Annotated in this window: 15 protein-coding genes; 10 read left to right on the top strand and 5 right to left on the bottom strand. The window is 70.6% G+C overall.

Annotated features, from left to right (window positions below):
• Positions 1–212: 212 nt before the first annotated feature.
• The 8 genes from gap (at position 213) to ABZZ04_RS26290 (ending at position 8,021) form a co-directional block, all read left to right on the top strand.
• A complete protein-coding gene (gene gap, locus ABZZ04_RS26325) occupies positions 213–1,223 on the top strand; it encodes a type I glyceraldehyde-3-phosphate dehydrogenase (protein WP_356934686.1) in 1,011 nt (336 codons plus the stop codon).
• 108 nt (positions 1,224–1,331) lie between these two features.
• The gene (locus ABZZ04_RS26320) at positions 1,332–2,543 is read left to right on the top strand and encodes a phosphoglycerate kinase (RefSeq protein ID WP_356934685.1); all 1,212 of its coding nucleotides are present in this window, start codon (positions 1,332–1,334) and stop codon (positions 2,541–2,543) included.
• A gap of 6 nt (positions 2,544–2,549) precedes the next feature.
• The gene (tpiA, locus tag ABZZ04_RS26315) at positions 2,550–3,326 is read left to right on the top strand and encodes a triose-phosphate isomerase (protein WP_356934684.1); all 777 of its coding nucleotides are present in this window, start codon (positions 2,550–2,552) and stop codon (positions 3,324–3,326) included.
• Between the two features lie 114 nt (positions 3,327–3,440).
• On the top strand, positions 3,441–3,677 hold the full coding sequence (gene secG / locus ABZZ04_RS26310) for a preprotein translocase subunit SecG (RefSeq protein ID WP_148834158.1): 237 nt from the start codon (positions 3,441–3,443) through the stop codon (positions 3,675–3,677).
• A 155-nt stretch (positions 3,678–3,832) separates the two neighbouring features.
• Positions 3,833–4,120, top strand: a complete 288-nt coding sequence (locus ABZZ04_RS26305; protein ID WP_356934760.1) for an RNA polymerase-binding protein RbpA — start codon at positions 3,833–3,835, stop codon at positions 4,118–4,120.
• Positions 4,121–4,274: 154 nt separating this feature from the next.
• Positions 4,275–5,927 carry a glucose-6-phosphate isomerase gene (gene pgi, locus ABZZ04_RS26300; RefSeq protein WP_356934683.1) on the top strand — a complete coding sequence of 551 codons (1,653 nt, stop codon included), beginning with the start codon at positions 4,275–4,277 and terminating at the stop codon, positions 5,925–5,927.
• A gap of 4 nt (positions 5,928–5,931) precedes the next feature.
• Positions 5,932–6,441 (top strand): PH domain-containing protein, encoded by a 510-nt coding sequence (locus ABZZ04_RS26295; RefSeq protein WP_356934682.1) that lies wholly within the window; start codon positions 5,932–5,934, stop codon positions 6,439–6,441.
• Positions 6,438–8,021 carry a PH domain-containing protein gene (locus ABZZ04_RS26290; RefSeq protein WP_356934681.1) on the top strand — a complete coding sequence of 528 codons (1,584 nt, stop codon included), beginning with the start codon at positions 6,438–6,440 and terminating at the stop codon, positions 8,019–8,021. Before ABZZ04_RS26295 ends, ABZZ04_RS26290 begins: the two co-directional genes overlap by 4 nt.
• Before the next feature lie 95 nt (positions 8,022–8,116).
• On the opposite strand, the gene pgl is transcribed toward ABZZ04_RS26290, so the two are convergent.
• From pgl to tkt, 5 genes are read right to left on the bottom strand one after another with little or no spacing between them, the layout of a single operon-like run.
• Entirely contained in the window at positions 8,117–8,899 is a 783-nt protein-coding gene (gene pgl, locus ABZZ04_RS26285) for a 6-phosphogluconolactonase (protein ID WP_356934680.1), read from the bottom strand.
• Positions 8,896–9,927, bottom strand: coding sequence for a glucose-6-phosphate dehydrogenase assembly protein OpcA (opcA, locus tag ABZZ04_RS26280; RefSeq protein ID WP_356934679.1), 1,032 nt, complete (start codon positions 9,925–9,927; stop codon positions 8,896–8,898). Before opcA ends, pgl begins: the two co-directional genes overlap by 4 nt.
• Entirely contained in the window at positions 9,924–11,456 is a 1,533-nt protein-coding gene (gene zwf, locus ABZZ04_RS26275) for a glucose-6-phosphate dehydrogenase (protein WP_356934678.1), read from the bottom strand. Before zwf ends, opcA begins: the two co-directional genes overlap by 4 nt.
• A 5-nt stretch (positions 11,457–11,461) precedes the next feature.
• Positions 11,462–12,580: a transaldolase gene (tal, locus tag ABZZ04_RS26270; protein ID WP_356934677.1), complete on the bottom strand. Its 1,119-nt coding sequence runs from the start codon at positions 12,578–12,580 to the stop codon at positions 11,462–11,464.
• A 34-nt stretch (positions 12,581–12,614) separates the two neighbouring features.
• A complete protein-coding gene (gene tkt, locus ABZZ04_RS26265; protein ID WP_356934676.1) occupies positions 12,615–14,702 on the bottom strand; it encodes a transketolase in 2,088 nt (695 codons plus the stop codon).
• A 287-nt stretch (positions 14,703–14,989) separates the two neighbouring features.
• Here tkt and ABZZ04_RS26260 point away from each other — a divergent pair, with 287 nt between their 5' ends.
• Positions 14,990–15,943 carry a heme o synthase gene (locus tag ABZZ04_RS26260; protein WP_356934675.1) on the top strand — a complete coding sequence of 318 codons (954 nt, stop codon included), beginning with the start codon at positions 14,990–14,992 and terminating at the stop codon, positions 15,941–15,943.
• Positions 15,944–16,042: 99 nt separating this feature from the next.
• On the top strand, positions 16,043–16,399 hold the full coding sequence (locus tag ABZZ04_RS26255) for a hypothetical protein (protein ID WP_148834141.1): 357 nt from the start codon (positions 16,043–16,045) through the stop codon (positions 16,397–16,399).
• Positions 16,400–16,506 lie beyond the last annotated feature (107 nt).

Genomic DNA, 16,506 nt, shown 5'->3' with positions numbered 1-16,506 from the left:
ACGCTCCGTAATCGTCACTGCTGTGCGGACCACGCCCGGAGACCCGTACTCCTACCGGGGAGTACGGGTCTTCGTGGTTCTTTCCGCCGTTCTTACGGCCCTGCTCGATGTCACTCCGTAGCCCTCGGAGGGGTAGGGTCGGAGGCGGTCGGGGACATCTCATACAACTCGCCGGGGTGAAAATCCCGCGTATTCAACGAGGAGATCGGTTCGTGACGATCCGCGTAGGCATCAACGGCTTTGGCCGCATCGGGCGTAACTACTTCCGCGCGCTGCTGGAGCAGGGTGCGGACATCGAGATCGTGGCTGTCAACGACCTGGGCGACACTGCGACCACGGCCCACCTGCTGAAGTACGACACCATCCTCGGTCGTCTGAAGGCGGAGGTCAGCCACACCGACGACACCATCACCGTCGATGGTCACGTCATCAAGGTGCTCTCCGAGCGAAACCCCGCCGACATCCCCTGGGGCGACCTGGGCGTCGACATCGTGATCGAGTCGACCGGCATCTTCACCAAGAAGGCCGATGCCGAGAAGCACATCGCCGGCGGCGCCAAGAAGGTCCTCATCTCGGCCCCCGCCAAGGGTGAGGACATCACCATCGTCATGGGTGTCAACCAGGACAAGTACGACGCGGCCAGCCACCACGTCATCTCCAACGCGTCCTGCACGACCAACTGCGTCGCCCCGATGGCCAAGGTCCTGGACGAGAACTTCGGCATCGTCAAGGGCCTCATGACGACGGTTCACGCCTACACCAACGACCAGCGCATCCTGGACTTCCCGCACTCGGACCTGCGCCGCGCCCGCGCGGCCGCCGCGAACATCATCCCGACGACCACCGGTGCGGCCAAGGCCACGGCCCTGGTCCTCCCGCAGCTGAAGGGCAAGCTGGACGGCATCGCCATGCGCGTCCCGGTCCCGACCGGCTCGGCCACCGACCTGGTCGTCGAGCTCCAGCGCGAAGTCACCAAGGACGAGGTCAACGCCGCGTTCAAGAAGGCCTCCGAGGACGGCGACCTCAAGGGTTTCCTGTCCTACACCGAGGACGCGATCGTGTCCTCGGACATCGTCGGCGACCCGGCTTCCTGCACCTTCGACTCCTCGCTGACCATGGTCCAGGAGGGCGGGTCGGTGAAGATCCTCGGCTGGTACGACAATGAGTGGGGCTACTCCAACCGCCTCGTCGACCTGACCGTCTTCGTCGGCAGCCAGCTCTGACCGTCGAACCGGCAGGCACTTCGATGTGAGCACGGGGCTCGAACAGCGCAACGCCGCGCCGTTCGGGCCCCGTCGCATGCTCTCCCGCCTCCCAAGGAGTCCAGCAAGATGAAGACGATCGACCAACTTCTCGCCGAAGGGGTCACCGGAAAGCGCGTATTCGTGCGCGCCGACCTCAACGTGCCGCTCAGCGGCACCACCATCACCGACGACGGCCGCATCCGCGCCGTCCAGCCGACCGTGGAGAAGCTCGCCGCGGCCGGCGCGCGGGTCGTCGTCGCCTCGCACCTGGGACGCCCCAAGGGCGCCCCGGATCCCGCCTTCTCCCTGGCGCCCGCCGCCGCCCGCCTCGGCGAGCTGATCGGTGCCGACGTGGCCTTCGCGACCGACACGGTCGGCGAGTCCGCGCACGCCACGGTCGCCGCGCTCGCCGACGGCGGGGTCGCCGTCCTGGAGAACCTCCGCTTCAACCCCGGCGAGACCTCGAAGGACGACGCCGAGCGCGGCGCGTTCGCCGACCGGCTCGCCGAGCTCGCCGACCTGTACGTGGGCGACGGCTTCGGGGCCGTGCACCGCAAGCACGCCTCGGTCTTCGACCTCCCGGCCCGGCTGCCGCACGCCGCGGGCGACCTGATCGCCACCGAGGTCGGCGTCCTGAAGAAGCTCACCGAGAACGTCGAGCGCCCGTACGCCGTCGTGCTCGGCGGTTCCAAGGTCTCCGACAAGCTCGGTGTCATCGACCACCTGCTGGAGCGCGCCGACCGCATCCTCATCGGCGGCGGCATGGCGTACACCTTCCTCAAGGCCCAGGGCCACGAGGTCGGCAGCTCGCTCCTCCAGGAGGACCAGATCCCGGCGGTGCTGGAATACCTCCGGCGCGCCGAGGAGAAGGGCGTGGAGTTCGTGCTCCCCGTCGACGTCGTGGTCTCCGAGCAGTTCCCGGACCTCAAGGCCAAGGCACCGACCGAGCACCGCACCGTGCCCGCGGACGCCATGCCGGCCGGCTTCATCGGCCTGGACAACGGCCCCGAGACCAACAAGCTGTACGCCTCGAAGCTCGCCGACGCCGCCACCGTCTTCTGGAACGGCCCCATGGGCGTCTTCGAACACCCCGACTACGCCGAGGGCACCCGGGCCGTCGCCCAGGCCCTCGTCGACTCCCCGGGCTTCACGGTCGTCGGAGGTGGCGACTCCGCCGCCGCCGTCCGCACCCTGGGCTTCGACGAGAACGCATTCGGACACATCTCGACCGGTGGCGGTGCCAGCCTCGAATACCTCGAGGGCAAGACGCTCCCCGGCCTCGCCGCACTGGAGGACTGACCTTTCATGACCACCCGTACCCCGCTGATGGCGGGCAACTGGAAGATGAACCTCAACCACCTGGAGGCCATCGCCCACACCCAGAAGCTCGCCTTCGCCCTCACCGACAAGGACTACGACGCCGTCGAGGTGGCCGTCCTGCCGCCCTTCACCGACCTGCGTTCCGTCCAGACCCTCGTCGAGGGCGACAAGCTGAAGATCAAGTACGGCGCCCAGGACATCTCGGCGCACGACTCCGGCGCATACACCGGCGAGGTCTCCGGCCCGATGCTCGCCAAGCTCCGGTGCACCTACGTGGCCGTCGGCCACAGCGAGCGCCGGCAGTACCACGGCGAGACCGACGAGGTCTGCAACGCCAAGGTGAAGGCCGCCTACCGGCACGGACTGACGCCGATCCTCTGCGTCGGCGAGGGCCTGGACGTCCGCAAGGCCGGTGACCAGGTCTCCCACACCCTCGCGCAGCTCGACGGCGCCCTGAAGGACGTCCCGGCCGAGCAGGCCGAGTCCATCGTGATCGCCTACGAGCCGGTCTGGGCCATCGGCACCGGCGAGGTCGCCACCCCGGAGGACGCCCAGGAGGTCTGCGGAGCGATCCGCGGCCGGCTGGCCGAGCTGTACTCGCAGGAGCTGGCCGACGCGGTCCGCATCCAGTACGGCGGCTCGGTGAAGGCCGGAAACGTCGCCGCGATCATGGCGCAGCCCGACGTGGACGGCGCGCTGGTCGGCGGTGCCGCACTGGACGCCGACGAGTTCGTCAGGATCGTGCGCTTCCGCGACCAGTGAGTATGCGGTAGCGCGGATCCGTCGTACCCTTGCGGGGGCCGAGGAGGGTACAGCCTCCCGGCCCCCGTTGTTCGCACATGCAGTCCAGAGGATTCCGGAAAGTAGGGACCAGCCGTGGTTTTGGCGTTCGAGATCGCCCTGATCGTCTTCAGCCTGCTGCTGATGCTGCTGGTGCTGATGCACAAGGGGAAGGGTGGCGGCCTCTCCGACATGTTCGGCGGCGGCATGCAGTCGTCCGTCGGTGGTTCCTCGGTCGCCGAGCGGAACCTCGACCGGATCACCGTGGTCGTCGGCCTGGGCTGGTTCGCGTGCATCGTCGTACTCGGTCTGCTGATCAAGCTGGACAGCTGACCCTCGTACGCGATTCCCGGTGAGGGTGTAACTCCTTTCACTGGACGCGCGTTGGGCCTTACGTAGACTGGGGCATCTTCGAGCACCATCACGCAGGGAGTTACGCCGTGGCAAGTGGCAACGCGATCCGGGGGAGCCGGGTCGGAGCGGGGCCGATGGGGGAGGCCGAGCGGGGCGAGTCCGCGCCACGCCTCCGCATCTCCTTCTGGTGCTCGAACGGGCACGAGACGCAGCCGAGCTTCGCCAGTGACGCGCAGGTACCGGAGACCTGGGACTGTCCGCGCTGCGGCTTCCCGGCCGGCCAGGACCAGGACAGTCCGCCGGACCCGCCGCGCACCGAGCCGTACAAGACGCACCTCGCGTACGTGCGCGAACGGCGCAGCGACGCGGACGGCGAGGCCATCCTCGCCGAGGCCCTGGCGAAACTCCGGGGCGAGATCTAGCGGTTCACCGGCCGGGCACCCACAGGGTGCCCGGCCGGACTGTTTCGCCCCTCGTGCCGCGGCTTCGCCGTGCCTCGTACACCGGTCCGATCAATTAGGTTGGAAGGGCAGCGGGGCAACTGCAGGCACGAGAAGAATTGGGCTGATATCCCGGATGAACACACCAAGCCGAACCAGGCTCAACCAGACGCCCGAGTGGACCGCTCTGGGCAAGCACCGCGAGCAGTTCGGAACGACCCATCTGCGCCGGCTCTTCGCGGACGATCCGCAGCGCGGCACCGGATACGCCCTCAGGGTCGGCGACCTGTACATCGACTACTCCAAGCACCTGGTCACCGACGAGACGCTCCGGCTGCTGCGCGAGCTCGCCGCGGCCACCGACGTGGCCGGACTGCGGGACGCCATGTTCCGCGGCGAGAAGATCAACACGACCGAGGACCGCGCCGTCCTGCACACCGCGCTGCGCGCCCCGCGCGACGCGGTGATCGAGGTCGACGGCGAGAACGTGGTGCCCGGCGTGCACGCCGTGCTCGACCGGATGGCGGCCTTCTCCGACCGCGTCAGGTCGGGGGAGTGGACCGGCCACACCGGCAAGCGCATCAGGAACGTCGTCAACATCGGCATCGGCGGCTCCGACCTCGGCCCCGCCATGGCGTACGAGGTGCTGCGCTCCTTCACCGACCGCTCGCTCACGGTCCGCTTCGTGTCGAACGTCGACGGCGCCGACCTCCACGAGGCCGTGCGCGACCTTGACCCGGCCGAGACGCTCTTCGTCATCGCGTCGAAGACCTTCACCACGATCGAGACCATCACCAACGCCACCTCCGCCCGCGACTGGCTGCTGACCGGTCTGAGGGCCGGTCAGGAAGCGGTCGCCAAGCACTTCGTGGCCCTGTCCACGAACGCCGGCAAGGTCGCGGACTTCGGCATCGACACGGCCAACATGTTCGAGTTCTGGGACTGGGTCGGCGGCCGCTACTCCTACGACTCGGCCATCGGCCTCTCGCTGATGATCGCCATCGGCCCCGACCGGTTCCGCGAGATGCTCGACGGCTTCCACCTGGTCGACGAACACTTCCGCACCGCCCCCGCCGAGGACAACGCCCCGCTGCTGATGGGGCTGTTGGGCATCTGGTACGGCGCCTTCTTCGACGCCCAGTCGCACGCCGTGCTGCCGTACAGCCACTACCTGTCCAGGTTCACCGCGTACCTGCAGCAGCTGGACATGGAGTCCAACGGCAAGTCCGTGGACCGGGACGGCAATCCGGTGGACTGGCAGACCGGCCCGGTCGTCTGGGGCACCCCGGGCACCAACGGCCAGCACGCCTACTACCAGCTGATCCACCAGGGCACCAAGGTCATCCCGGCCGACTTCATCGGCTTCGCCGAACCGGTCGCCGACCTGCTGCCCGGCCTGGTCGCCCAGCACGACCTGCTGATGGCCAACTTCTTCGCCCAGACCCAGGCACTGGCCTTCGGCAAGACGCCGGACGAGGTCCGCGCCGAGGGCGTTCCCGAGGAGCTGGTGGCGCACAAGACGTTCCACGGCAACCACCCCACGACGACGATCCTGGCAGACCGGCTGACCCCGTCCGTCCTCGGCCAGCTCATCGCGCTGTACGAGCACAAGGTCTTCGTCCAGGGAGCCGTCTGGAACATCGACTCCTTCGACCAGTGGGGCGTGGAACTGGGCAAGGTCCTCGCCAAGCGGATCGAGCCGGTGCTGACCGGCGGCGAGGGCGGCGAACAGCTGGACAGCTCGACCGCCGCGCTCGCCGGGGCGTACCGCGCCCGCAGGGGGCGCTGAACCCATGACCAGGGGGGAGGGGACGGGGACGGTACGGCTGAGGCCGCCGAACAACACGCTGGACGCGAGAGCCGTCGGGTGGTGGCGGACCCAGTGGCTGCTGCTGACCGCGGCACCCGTGGTGGTCCTGGTGGTCCTGGGCGTGCTCATCGAGCCCGCCCGGTTCTGGCTGCTGATGCCCGCCGCGGTGCTGGCGGTCCTCGGCACCGGCTGTGCGCTGCTCCTCCCCGCCTGGTGGTACCGCACCCACCGCTGGGAGGTCACGGACGAGGCGGTGTACGTCAGGACCGGGGTCTTCCGGCAGGAGTGGCGGATCGCGCCGATGTCCCGGATCCAGACCGTGGACACCGTGCGCGGCCCGCTGGAGCAGCTCTACCGGCTCGCCACGGTCACCGTGACCACGGCGTCGGCCAAGGGCGAAGTGCGGATCGAGGGCCTGGACCACGAGGCGGCGGCCGAACTGGCCGAACGGCTGACCCGGATCACCCAGGCCACACCCGGGGACGCCACATGAGCGCCGGGGCGGCCGTCCCCCCGGCCGCGGCGGACGACGACCACCGCGCCGACGGCCCCGGCGGTCCCGGCGCGGCCACCGTCGTCGGCTGGCGGCGGCTGGACCGGCGCACGGTCCTCGTCAACGCGCTCGTCGTGGCCGGGGTGGCGGCCGGCGCGGCCGTGCCCACCACGCTCGGACTGTCCGGCCGGTTCGGGTTCGCGACGGCGATCGCCTGGGTCCTGGCCGGCTCCGTCCTGCTGATCGGCTGCGCCGCGGTCGGCGACTACGTCCGGTGGCGCCGCACCCGCTACCGCATCGGCACAGCACGGGTCGAACTCCACACCGGGCTGTTCCTGGTCAAGAAGCGGTCCCTGGCCCGCGAACGGATCCGGAGCGTCGACCTCACCGCCCATCCGCTGCAACGGGTCCTGGGCCTGGTCACCGTCCGCATCGGCACCGGGGAGCACACCGGCGGCGACTCCACCCTGGAGCTCGACCCGGTGTCCGGGGCGGAGGGCGAACGACTCCGCCGCGAACTGCTGGCCAGGGCGGCCGCCGACACTCCCGGCGCCCACCGCGAGGGCGAACTCGTCGCCCTCGACCCGCGCTGGATCCGCTACGCCCCGGTGTCGTTCGTCGCCCCGGCGCTCGGCGGCGCGGCGGCCGGAGCGGTGATGCAGGTCAGTGAATGGTTCGGGGCCCAGGGCCGGGTGATCGCCTGGATCGGCGACCGCTTCCGGGACACCTCGCTGCTCACCATGATCGTGACCCTCGCCGTCGGCGCGGTGGTCGTCGGCGCCGTCGGCGCGCTCGGCCTGTGGATCGAGATGTGGTGGGGCTACCGGCTGGAACGCGAACCGGGCGGCACCCTGCGCGTCCGGCGGGGACTGCTGACCTCCCGGTCGATATCCATCGAGGAGCGGCGGCTGCGCGGCGTGGACCTCGTCGAGCCGCTCGGCGTCCGGATGTGCGGCGCGGCCCGGGTCGACGCGATCACCACCGGACTCGCCAAGGACGACGAGGAGCAGCACGGCGACCACAACACCCTGCTGCCCCCGGCGCCCCGGTCCCTCGCCGACACGGTGGCCGCCGAGGTGCTGCGCGAGGCGACGTCCCCGACCGGCGCCCCGCTCGTCCGTCACCCCGTGGCGGCCCGCGGCCGTCGGCTGCGCCGGGCGCTGTGGGCGGTGCTCGTCCCGGTGGCCGTCCTGGCCCTGCTGGGCGCGCTGCTGACCCCCGTGCTGCTCTGGATCGCGCTCGCCTGCGCGGCCCTCGGGCTGCCCGTCGGACTGCTCCTGGCCCGCGACGCGTACCGCAACCTCGGACACGCCGTCAGCGGCGACTACCTGGTGGTCAGGTCCGGCACGGTGCGGCGCTCGACCGCCGCGCTGGAACGGGCCGGGGTCATCGGCTGGACGATCGGGCAGACGTACTTCCAGCGGCGGGCCGGGGTGCTGAGCGTCACCGCGACGACGGCCGCCGGTTCGGGCGCGTACACGGCGCACGACGTGGACCGGAGCGAGGGCCTCGACTTCGCCGCCGGGGCCGTCCCGGGCCTGCTGGAGCCCTTCCTGGAGCGCACCCCGCCCACCGGCTGACCCCCCGCGCGACGCGCTCCGTACGCCGAGGGGCCCGGCCCGCTCCGAGGAGCGGGCCGGGCCCCTGGCCGATGCGGCGCCGACGGCCGCCGGGGTCAGGCCGAGGCCGGCGGGTACAGGGCGCGCGGCAGCCGGGAGGCGGCCGCCGCGTCCATCAGCCACAGGGTGCGGCTGCGTCCGTACGCACCGGCCGCCGGGGCCTGGATCTCCCCGGCACCCGAGAGCGCGATCTCCGCGGCCTCCGCCTTGTCCTCGCCCGCAGCGAGCAGCCACACCTCGCGCGCCATCCGGATCGCGGGCAGCGTGAGCGAGACGCGGGTGGGCGGCGGCTTGGGGGCGCCGTGCACACCGATGACGGTGCGCTCGGTCTCCCGGACCGCGGGCAGCTCCGGGAAGAGCGACGCGACGTGCGTGTCCGGGCCGACGCCCAGCATCAGCACGTCGAACGTCGGCACCGGGCCGTGGTCCTCCGGACCGGCCGCGGCGGCCAGCTCGGCGGCGTACCCGGCCGCCGCAGCGTCGGCGTCGTTGCCGAACGGGCCGTCCGACGCGGGCATCGCGTGCACCCGGGACGGGTCCAGCGGCACCGAGTCCAGCAGGGCCGCACGGGCCTGCGTGACATTGCGCTCCGGATCGCCCTCCGGCAGGAACCGCTCGTCGCCCCACCACAGGTCGAGCCGCGACCAGTCGATCGCGTCCCGGGCGGGCGCTTCGGCGAGCGCGGCCAACAGGCCGTTGCCGTTGCGCCCGCCGGTCAGCACCACCGAGGCGTGACCGCGCGCGGTCTGGGCGTCCACGACCCGGGTGATCAGCCGGGCCGCGGCGGCCCGGGCCATCAGCTCCTTGTCGCGGTGCACGACGAGTTGAGGGGTGCTCACTTCGACGCCGCCTTCTTGGCCGCCGACTTCTTCGCCGGAGCCGGGGCCGGGGCGGCGGCCGGAGCGGCGGCGGGAACGGGCTCGGCCCGCTCCGGCTCCGCCGCCCCGCCGAGCTTCTCCGTGCCGAACCGCACCGTCGACGCGTACGTGTTGTCCGGGTCCAGACGCCGCAGCTCCTCGGCGAGCAGCTCGGCGGTGTCCCGCCGCTTGAGCGCCACCGCGCGGTCCGGCTGGCCCTGCATCGAGAGCGTGGCCAGCGAACCGTCGGGACGGTCCAGGACGATGACGCCGTTCTTGGTCTCCATCCGCACGGCCGTCAGACCGGGACCGGCGGACACGGTGCGCTCCACCGGGACCCCGAGCCGGTCCGCGAGCCACATGGCGAGCAGCTCGCAGCTCGGGTTCTCAGACTCGCCCTCGACGGTCGCGGAGACGACCCGGGCGGACTGCTGGTCGAGGGAGGCGGCCAGCATCGAGCGCCACGGCGTGATGCGGGTCCAGGCCAGATCGGTGTCGCCCGGGGTGTAGGAGTCGGCGCGGACGGCCAGCTCCCGGCCCGGGTGCTCGGCCGCGTACGCGTCCGTGATCCGGCGCTGGGCGAGCGCGCCCAGCGGGTCCTTCGCCGGGTCGGCGGGCGCGTCCTGGGGCCACCAGACCACGACCGGGGCGTCCGGCAGCAGCAGCGGCAGGACCACCGACTGGGCGTGGTGGGCCAGCTCCCCGTGGAGACGCAGCACGACCGTCTCGCCGGTGCCCGCGTCGGAACCCACGCGCACCTCGGCGTCGAGCCGGGCGTCCCGGCGGCTGCGCGGCGAGCGGCTGACCCGCTTGATCACCGCGATGATCCGCGAGGGGTGCTCGCGCGAGGCGTCGCCGGCCGACTTGAGCGCGTCGTACGCGTTCTCCTCGTCGGTGACGATGACCAGGGTGAGCACCATGCCGATGGCCGGGGTGCCGATGGCGCGGCGGGCCGACACCAGCGCCTGGTTGATCTTGCTGGAAGTGGTCTCCGTGAGATCGATCTTCATGGCCGGCGCCAGCTCCGTCCGTCTCGTGCGAGCATCTCGTCGGCCTCGGCCGGACCCCAGGTGCCGGCCAAGTACTGCGCGGGCTTGCCGTGCTTGTCCCAGTACTCCTCGATCGGGTCGAGGATGTTCCAGGAGAGCTCGACCTCCTGGTGCCGGGGGAAGAGGTTGGCGTCGCCGAGCAGCACGTCGAGGATGAGCCGCTCGTACGCCTCCGGGCTGGACTCCGTGAAGGACTCGCCGTACGCGAAGTCCATCGTGACGTCCCGGACCTCCATCGAGGTGCCGGGCACCTTGGAGCCGAAGCGCACGGTCACGCCCTCGTCCGGCTGGACCCGGATGACCAGGGCGTTGCCGCCCAGCTCCTCGGTCGCGCCGGACTCGAAGGGCAGGTAGGGGGCCCGCTTGAAGACGACCGCGATCTCCGTGACCCGGCGGCCGAGCCGCTTGCCGGTACGGAGGTAGAACGGCACGCCCGCCCAGCGGCGGTTGTTGATCGTCAGCTTGATCGCGGCGAAGGTGTCGGTCGTCGACTTGGGGTCGATGCCGTCCTCCTCCAGATAGCCGAGGACCTCCTCGCCGCCCTGCCAGGCGTGCGCGTACTGGCCGCGCACCGTGTGCTTGCCCAGGTCCTCCGGCAGCTCCACCGCCGTGAGCACCTTGAGCTTCTCGGCGACCAGGGCCTTCGGGTGGAAGGAGCCGGGCTCCTCCATGGCGGTCAGCGCGAGCAGCTGGAGCAGGTGGTTCTGGATGACGTCACGGGCGGCGCCGATGCCGTCGTAGTACCCGGCACGACCGCCGATGCCGATGTCCTCGGCCATCGTGATCTGCACGTGGTCGACGTACGAGCGGTTCCAGATCGGCTCGAACATCGTGTTGGCGAACCGCAGCGCCAGGATGTTCTGGACCGTCTCCTTGCCCAGGTAGTGGTCGATCCGGAAGACCTCGTTGGGCGGGAACACGTCGTGCACGATCTGGTTGAGCTCCTGAGCGCTCGCCAGGTCGTGGCCGAAGGGCTTCTCGATGACGGCGCGCCGCCAGGAGCCCTCCTTCTGGTCGGCGAGTCCGTGCTTCTTGAGCTGCTGGACCACCTTGGGGAAGAACTTCGGCGGCACGGACAGGTAGAAGGCGAAGTTGCCGCCCGTGCCCTGTGCCTTGTCGAGCTCCTGGATCGTGGTCTTCAGCTGCTCGAAGGCCTCGTCGTCGTCGAAGTTGCCCTGGACGAAGCGCATCCCCTGGATGAGCTGCTGCCAGACCTCCTCGCGGAAGGGCGTGCGGGCGTGCTGCTTGACGGCGTCGTGGACCTCCTGTGCGAAGTCCTCGTCCTGCCACTCGCGGCGGGCGAAGCCGATGAGCGAGAAGCCCGGCGGCAGCAGGCCGCGGTTGGCCAGGTCATAGACGGCGGGCATCAGCTTTTTGCGGGACAAATCGCCCGTGACACCGAAGATCACCAGCCCCGACGGCCCCGCGATGCGCGGGAGCCGTCGGTCCTGGGGGTCACGAAGCGGGTTGGCTCCGGGAACACCGGACAAGGTGGTCAGCCCTCCGAAGGGGCGAGGCGCTTGAGCTCCGCCTCGGTCGAGTTGAGCAGGTCGATCCAGGACGCCTCGAACTTCTCCACGCCCTCGTCCTCCAGGAGCTGGACGACGTCGTCGTAGGAGATGCCGAGCGCCGCCACGGCGTCCAGCTCGGCGCGGGACTGCTCGTAGGTGCCGGTGACGGTGTCGCCGGCGACCTCCCCATGGTCGGCCGTGGCGTCCAGGGTGGCCTCGGGCATGGTGTTCACCGTGCCGGGGGCGACCAGGTCGACGACGTACAGGGTGTCCTTGTACGCGGGGTCCTTGACGCCGGTCGAGGCCCACAGCGGACGCTGCTTGTTGGCGTGCGCCCGGTCCAGGGCGGCCCAGCGCTCCGAGCCGAAGACCTCCTCGTACGCCTGGTAGGCGAGACGGGCGTTGGCGAGCGCCGCCTTGCCCTTGAGGGCCTTGGCCCCGTCGGTGCCGATCGCGTCGAGCCGCTTGTCGATCTCGGTGTCCACGCGGGACACGAAGAACGAGGCCACCGAGTGGATCTCGGACAGGTCCAGGCCCGCGGCCTTCGCCTTCTCCAGACCCGCCAGGTAGGCGTCCATGACCTCGCGGTAGCGCTCCAGCGAGAAGATCAGCGTGACGTTGACGCTGATGCCCTTGCCGATGACCTCGGTGATCGCCGGGAGGCCGGCCTTCGTCGCCGGGATCTTGATGAGCGTGTTGGGCCGGTCCACCAGCCAGGCCAGCTGCTTGGCCTCGGCGACGGTGGCGGCGGTGTGGTGGGCCAGCCGCGGGTCGACCTCGATGGAGACCCGGCCGTCCTGGCCGTCCGTGGCGTCGAAGACCGGACGCAGGATGTCGGCGGCGTCCCGCACGTCGGCCGTGGTGATCATGCGGATCGCCTCGTCGACGGTGACCTTGCGGGTGGCGAGGTCGGTGAGCTGCTGCTCGTAGCCGTCGCCCGAAGAGATGGCCTTCTGGAAGATCGACGGGTTGGTGGTGACGCCCACGACGTGCTGCTCGTCGATCAGCTCGGCCAGGTTGCCCGAGGTGATCCGCTTGCGCGACAGGTCATCGAGCCAGATCGCCACGCCCTCGTCGGAGAGGCGCTTGAGTGCGTCTGTCATGAGAATTGCATCTCCTACTAGTCGTATAACGGCGTCAGCGCGTGGCGGCGGCGAGAGATTCCCGCGCGGCGGCGGCGACGTGCTCGCCGGTGAAGCCGAACTCGCGGAAGAGGACCTTGGCGTCGGCCGAGGCGCCGAAGTGCTCCAGCGACACGATCCGGCCGGCGTCACCGACGTACCGGTACCAGGTCAGGCCGATGCCGGCCTCCACGGCGACACGCGCCTTCACCGACGGCGGCAGCACGCTGTCCTTGTACGCCTGGTCCTGCTCCTCGAACCACTCGACCGAGGGCATCGAGACCACCCGGGTCGGGATGCCGGCCGCCTGGAGCTCCTCGCGCGCCTCCACGGCGAGGTGCACCTCGGACCCCGTGCCGATCAGCAGGACCTGGGGCTCGCCGCCCTCGGCCTCGCGGAGCACGTAGCCGCCGCGCGCCGCGTCCTCGTTCGCCTCGTAGGTCGGCACGCCCTGACGGGTCAGCGCCAGGCCGTGCGGGGTGCCCCTGCCGAACTCCTTGGTGTACCGGCGCAGGATCTCGCGCCAGGCGATGGAGGTCTCGTTGGCGTCGGCCGGGCGGACGATGCTCAGGCCCGGGATGGCGCGCAGCGAGGCCAGGTGCTCCACCGGCTGGTGGGTCGGGCCGTCCTCGCCCAGACCGATCGAGTCGTGCGTCCACACGTAGGTCACCGGCAGGTGCATCAGCGCGGACAGGCGCACGGCGTTGCGCATGTAGTCGGAGAACACCAGGAAGGTGCCGCCGTAGATGCGGGTGTTGCCGTGCAGCGCGATGCCGTTCATGGCCGCGGCCATGGCGTGCTCGCGGATGCCGAAGTGGATCGTGCGGCCGTACGGGTCGGCCTCCGGCAGCGGGTTGCCCGCCGGGAGGAACGACGACGTCTTGTCGATCGTGGTGTTGTTCGAGCCCGCCAGGTCGGCGGAGCCGCCCCACAGCTCGGGCACGATGTCGCCGAGCGCCTGGAGCACCTTGCCGGAAGCCGCGCGGGTGGCGACGGACTTGCCCGGCTCGAAGACCGGGAGCCTGTCCTCCCAGCCCGCGGGCAGCTCACCGGCGGAGATCCGGTCGAACTCGGCGGCGCGCTCCGGGTTGGCGGTGCGCCACGCGGCGAAGCCCTTCTCCCACTCCGCCCGGGCCTCGCGGCCGCGGTCCAGCGCCTCACGGGTGTGGGCGATGACCTCGTCGGCGACCTCGAAGGTCTTCTCCGGGTCGAAGCCGAGGACCCGCTTCGTGGCGGCGATCTCCTCGTCGCCGAGGGCCGAGCCGTGCGAGGCCTCGGTGTTCTGGGCGTTCGGCGCGGGCCAGGCGATGATCGAGCGGGCCGCGATGAACGACGGGCGCTCGGTCTCGGCCTGGGCCGCCCGCAGCGCCGCGTACAGACCCGCCGGGTCCAGGTCGCCGTTGGGCAGCTGCTCCACGCGCTGGACGTGCCAGCCGTACGCCTCGTACCGCTTCAGGGTGTCCTCGGAGACCGCGGTCTCCGTGTCGCCCTCGATGGAGATGTGGTTGTCGTCCCACAGCAGCACCAGGTTGCCGAGCTTCTGGTGCCCGGCCAGCGAGGACGCCTCGGCCGAGATGCCCTCCTGGAGGCAGCCGTCACCGGCGACGACCCAGACCATGTGGTCGAAGGGGGAGGTGCCGGGGGCGGCGTCCGGGTCGAACAGACCGCGCTCGTAGCGGGCGGCCATCGCCATGCCCACGGCGTTGGCGACACCCTGGCCCAGCGGCCCGGTGGTCGTCTCGACACCGGTGGTGTGGCCGTACTCCGGGTGGCCGGGGGTCTTCGAGCCCCAGGTGCGGAAGGCCTTCAGGTCGTCGAGCTCCAGACCGTATCCGGCCAGGTAGAGCTGGATGTAGAGAGTCAGGCTGGTGTGGCCCGCCGAGAGCACGAAGCGGTCCCGGCCGACCCAGTCCGCGTCGGCGGGGTCGTGCCGCATCACCTTCTGGAAGAGGGTGTACGCGGCGGGAGCGAGGCTCATCGCCGTACCAGGGTGGCCGTTTCCGACCTTCTGTACGGCGTCCGCGGCCAGGACGCGGACGGTGTCCACGGCCCGCTGGTCCAATTCGGTCCACTGGAGGTCTGTGGTGGTCGGCTTGGTGCTCACCCTGAGTCAGGGCTCCTCTCCACTGTCGAAAACCGGTGACTGGTGACCGCACCGGGCGCTGTCGAGCCTACCCCTGACGGAACACGCAATTTCCGAGTGCTTTCAAGGGTGCGGGCGACCTGCGCAGTTCGCCTCCCGGCGAAGCCGCTCCTTCTTTCGAAGAGCCACCCCAACACGACCGCACCCCCGCGAAGAACGGCCTGTACCCAACGTCTACAGTGGTCTGGTTCGCGCAAGTCTTTACCGGGCCTTCACGCCCGGAGCTTGCTGGGATTTCTCTGTCAGGGGTGTGCGTGACGGCCGTCGAGTCCCGACCCGCAGGGGTCGCCTTGACTCCGAGCCCAGGGGGCCATCGCCCGTTCGGGGCCCGTGTCAAGGCATTCGTGGCACTGACCAAGCCTCGGATCATCGAGCTGCTGCTGATCACCACGGTCCCGGTGATGTTCCTCGCGGCCCAGGGCGTGCCCGATCTGTGGCTCGTTCTCGCTACCACCATCGGCGGATACCTCTCCGCGGGTGGTGCCAACGCGCTGAACATGTACATCGACCGCGACATCGACGCGCTGATGGACCGTACGGCGCAGCGTCCGCTGGTCACCGGCATGGTGAGCCCGCGCGAGTGTCTGGTCTTCGGGATCTCCCTCGCGGTGATCTCGACGGTCTGGTTCGGCCTGCTGGTGAACTGGCTCTCGGCCGCGCTGTCACTCGGCGCACTGCTGTTCTATGTCGTCGTCTACACGATGCTGCTCAAGCGCCGTACCTCGCAGAACATCGTCTGGGGCGGCATCGCCGGCTGCCTGCCGGTCCTCATCGGCTGGTCGGCGGTGACCAACTCGATGTCCTGGGCCGCGGTCATCCTGTTCGCCGTCATCTTCTTCTGGACGCCGCCGCACTACTGGCCGCTCTCCATGAAGGTCAAGGACGACTACGCCCGGGTCGGCGTCCCGATGCTCCCGGTCATCGCGTCCAATCGGGTGGTGGCCCGCCAGATCGTCGTCTACAGCTGGGTGATGGTGGCCGTCTCGCTGCTGCTCACCCCCCTGGGCTACACCGGCTGGTTCTACACGGTGGTGGCGCTGCTGACCGGCGGCTTCTGGCTCTGGGAGGCGCACGGCCTGCAGAACCGGGCCAAGGCCGGGGTGACCGGGGCCAAGCTCAAGGAGATGCGGCTGTTCCACTGGTCGATCACCTATGTGTCGCTGCTCTTCGTCGCCGTGGCGATCGACCCCTTCCTGAGGTAGTCCGCCCCCTCACAGCTCCTGCCGACGGGCGGGGTACGTGGCCCATGCCACGTACCCCGCCCGTCGCCGGTTGATCTACCCGTCGGTAGCATCCTGGACATGGCAGAGACGGCAGAGACCCAGGTTGAGAGCGGCAAGCAGGCGGCCCGCGCGGAGCGCAGGGCGGCGAAGCTCGCCAAGCAGATCGGCGCCTTCTCCAAGGCGCACGGCGGCGCGGAGGGACAGCTCGCCTACATCGGGGAGCACGGCACCCGCATCGTGCTGGTGGGCGAGGACGGCGGCTGGGGCGACCTGGTGGCCCCCTCGTACGCGGTCGCCGAGAGCGCCACGCGCAAGGCCGGGATCACGATGCACGAGGACTTCGACGGCGAGTTCGCCGCGAAGGTCCGCACCGGTCCGTACGAGTGGACGCGGATGGCCGGCATCCAGGTGGGCGGCCCCTCCGACAAGGCCTGACGAACGGACCCCCGTACGCCGATCGCCGGACGGACCCGAGTGCGGGGGGGGGCCGGGGTGGGGGGTGGGGGGGGGGGGCCGGGGGGCCCCGCGGGGGGTTAGCCCCC

The sequence above is a fragment of the Streptomyces sp. NPDC006435 genome (genome assembly GCF_040612315.1).
Taxonomy (GTDB): Bacteria; Actinomycetota; Actinomycetes; order Streptomycetales; family Streptomycetaceae; genus Streptomyces.
Note: the sequence above shows the minus strand (reverse complement) of the source record. Positions and strands in the feature narration are given on the sequence as shown.

Excerpts from the sequence above, each read along its gene's own strand:
- ABZZ04_RS26320 (WP_356934685.1), top strand. The coding sequence starts at position 1,332 with ATGAAGACGATCGACCAACTTCTCGCCGAAGGGGTCACCGGAAAGCGC.
- tpiA (WP_356934684.1), top strand. The coding sequence starts at position 2,550 with ATGACCACCCGTACCCCGCTGATGGCGGGCAACTGGAAGATGAACCTC.
- ABZZ04_RS26305 (WP_356934760.1), top strand. The coding sequence starts at position 3,833 with ATGGGGGAGGCCGAGCGGGGCGAGTCCGCGCCACGCCTCCGCATCTCC.
- pgi (WP_356934683.1), top strand. The coding sequence starts at position 4,275 with ATGAACACACCAAGCCGAACCAGGCTCAACCAGACGCCCGAGTGGACC.
- ABZZ04_RS26295 (WP_356934682.1), top strand. The coding sequence starts at position 5,932 with ATGACCAGGGGGGAGGGGACGGGGACGGTACGGCTGAGGCCGCCGAAC.
- ABZZ04_RS26290 (WP_356934681.1), top strand. The coding sequence starts at position 6,438 with ATGAGCGCCGGGGCGGCCGTCCCCCCGGCCGCGGCGGACGACGACCAC.
- opcA (WP_356934679.1), bottom strand. The coding sequence starts at position 9,927 with ATGAAGATCGATCTCACGGAGACCACTTCCAGCAAGATCAACCAGGCG.
- tal (WP_356934677.1), bottom strand. The coding sequence starts at position 12,580 with ATGACAGACGCACTCAAGCGCCTCTCCGACGAGGGCGTGGCGATCTGG.
- ABZZ04_RS26255 (WP_148834141.1), top strand. The coding sequence starts at position 16,043 with ATGGCAGAGACGGCAGAGACCCAGGTTGAGAGCGGCAAGCAGGCGGCC.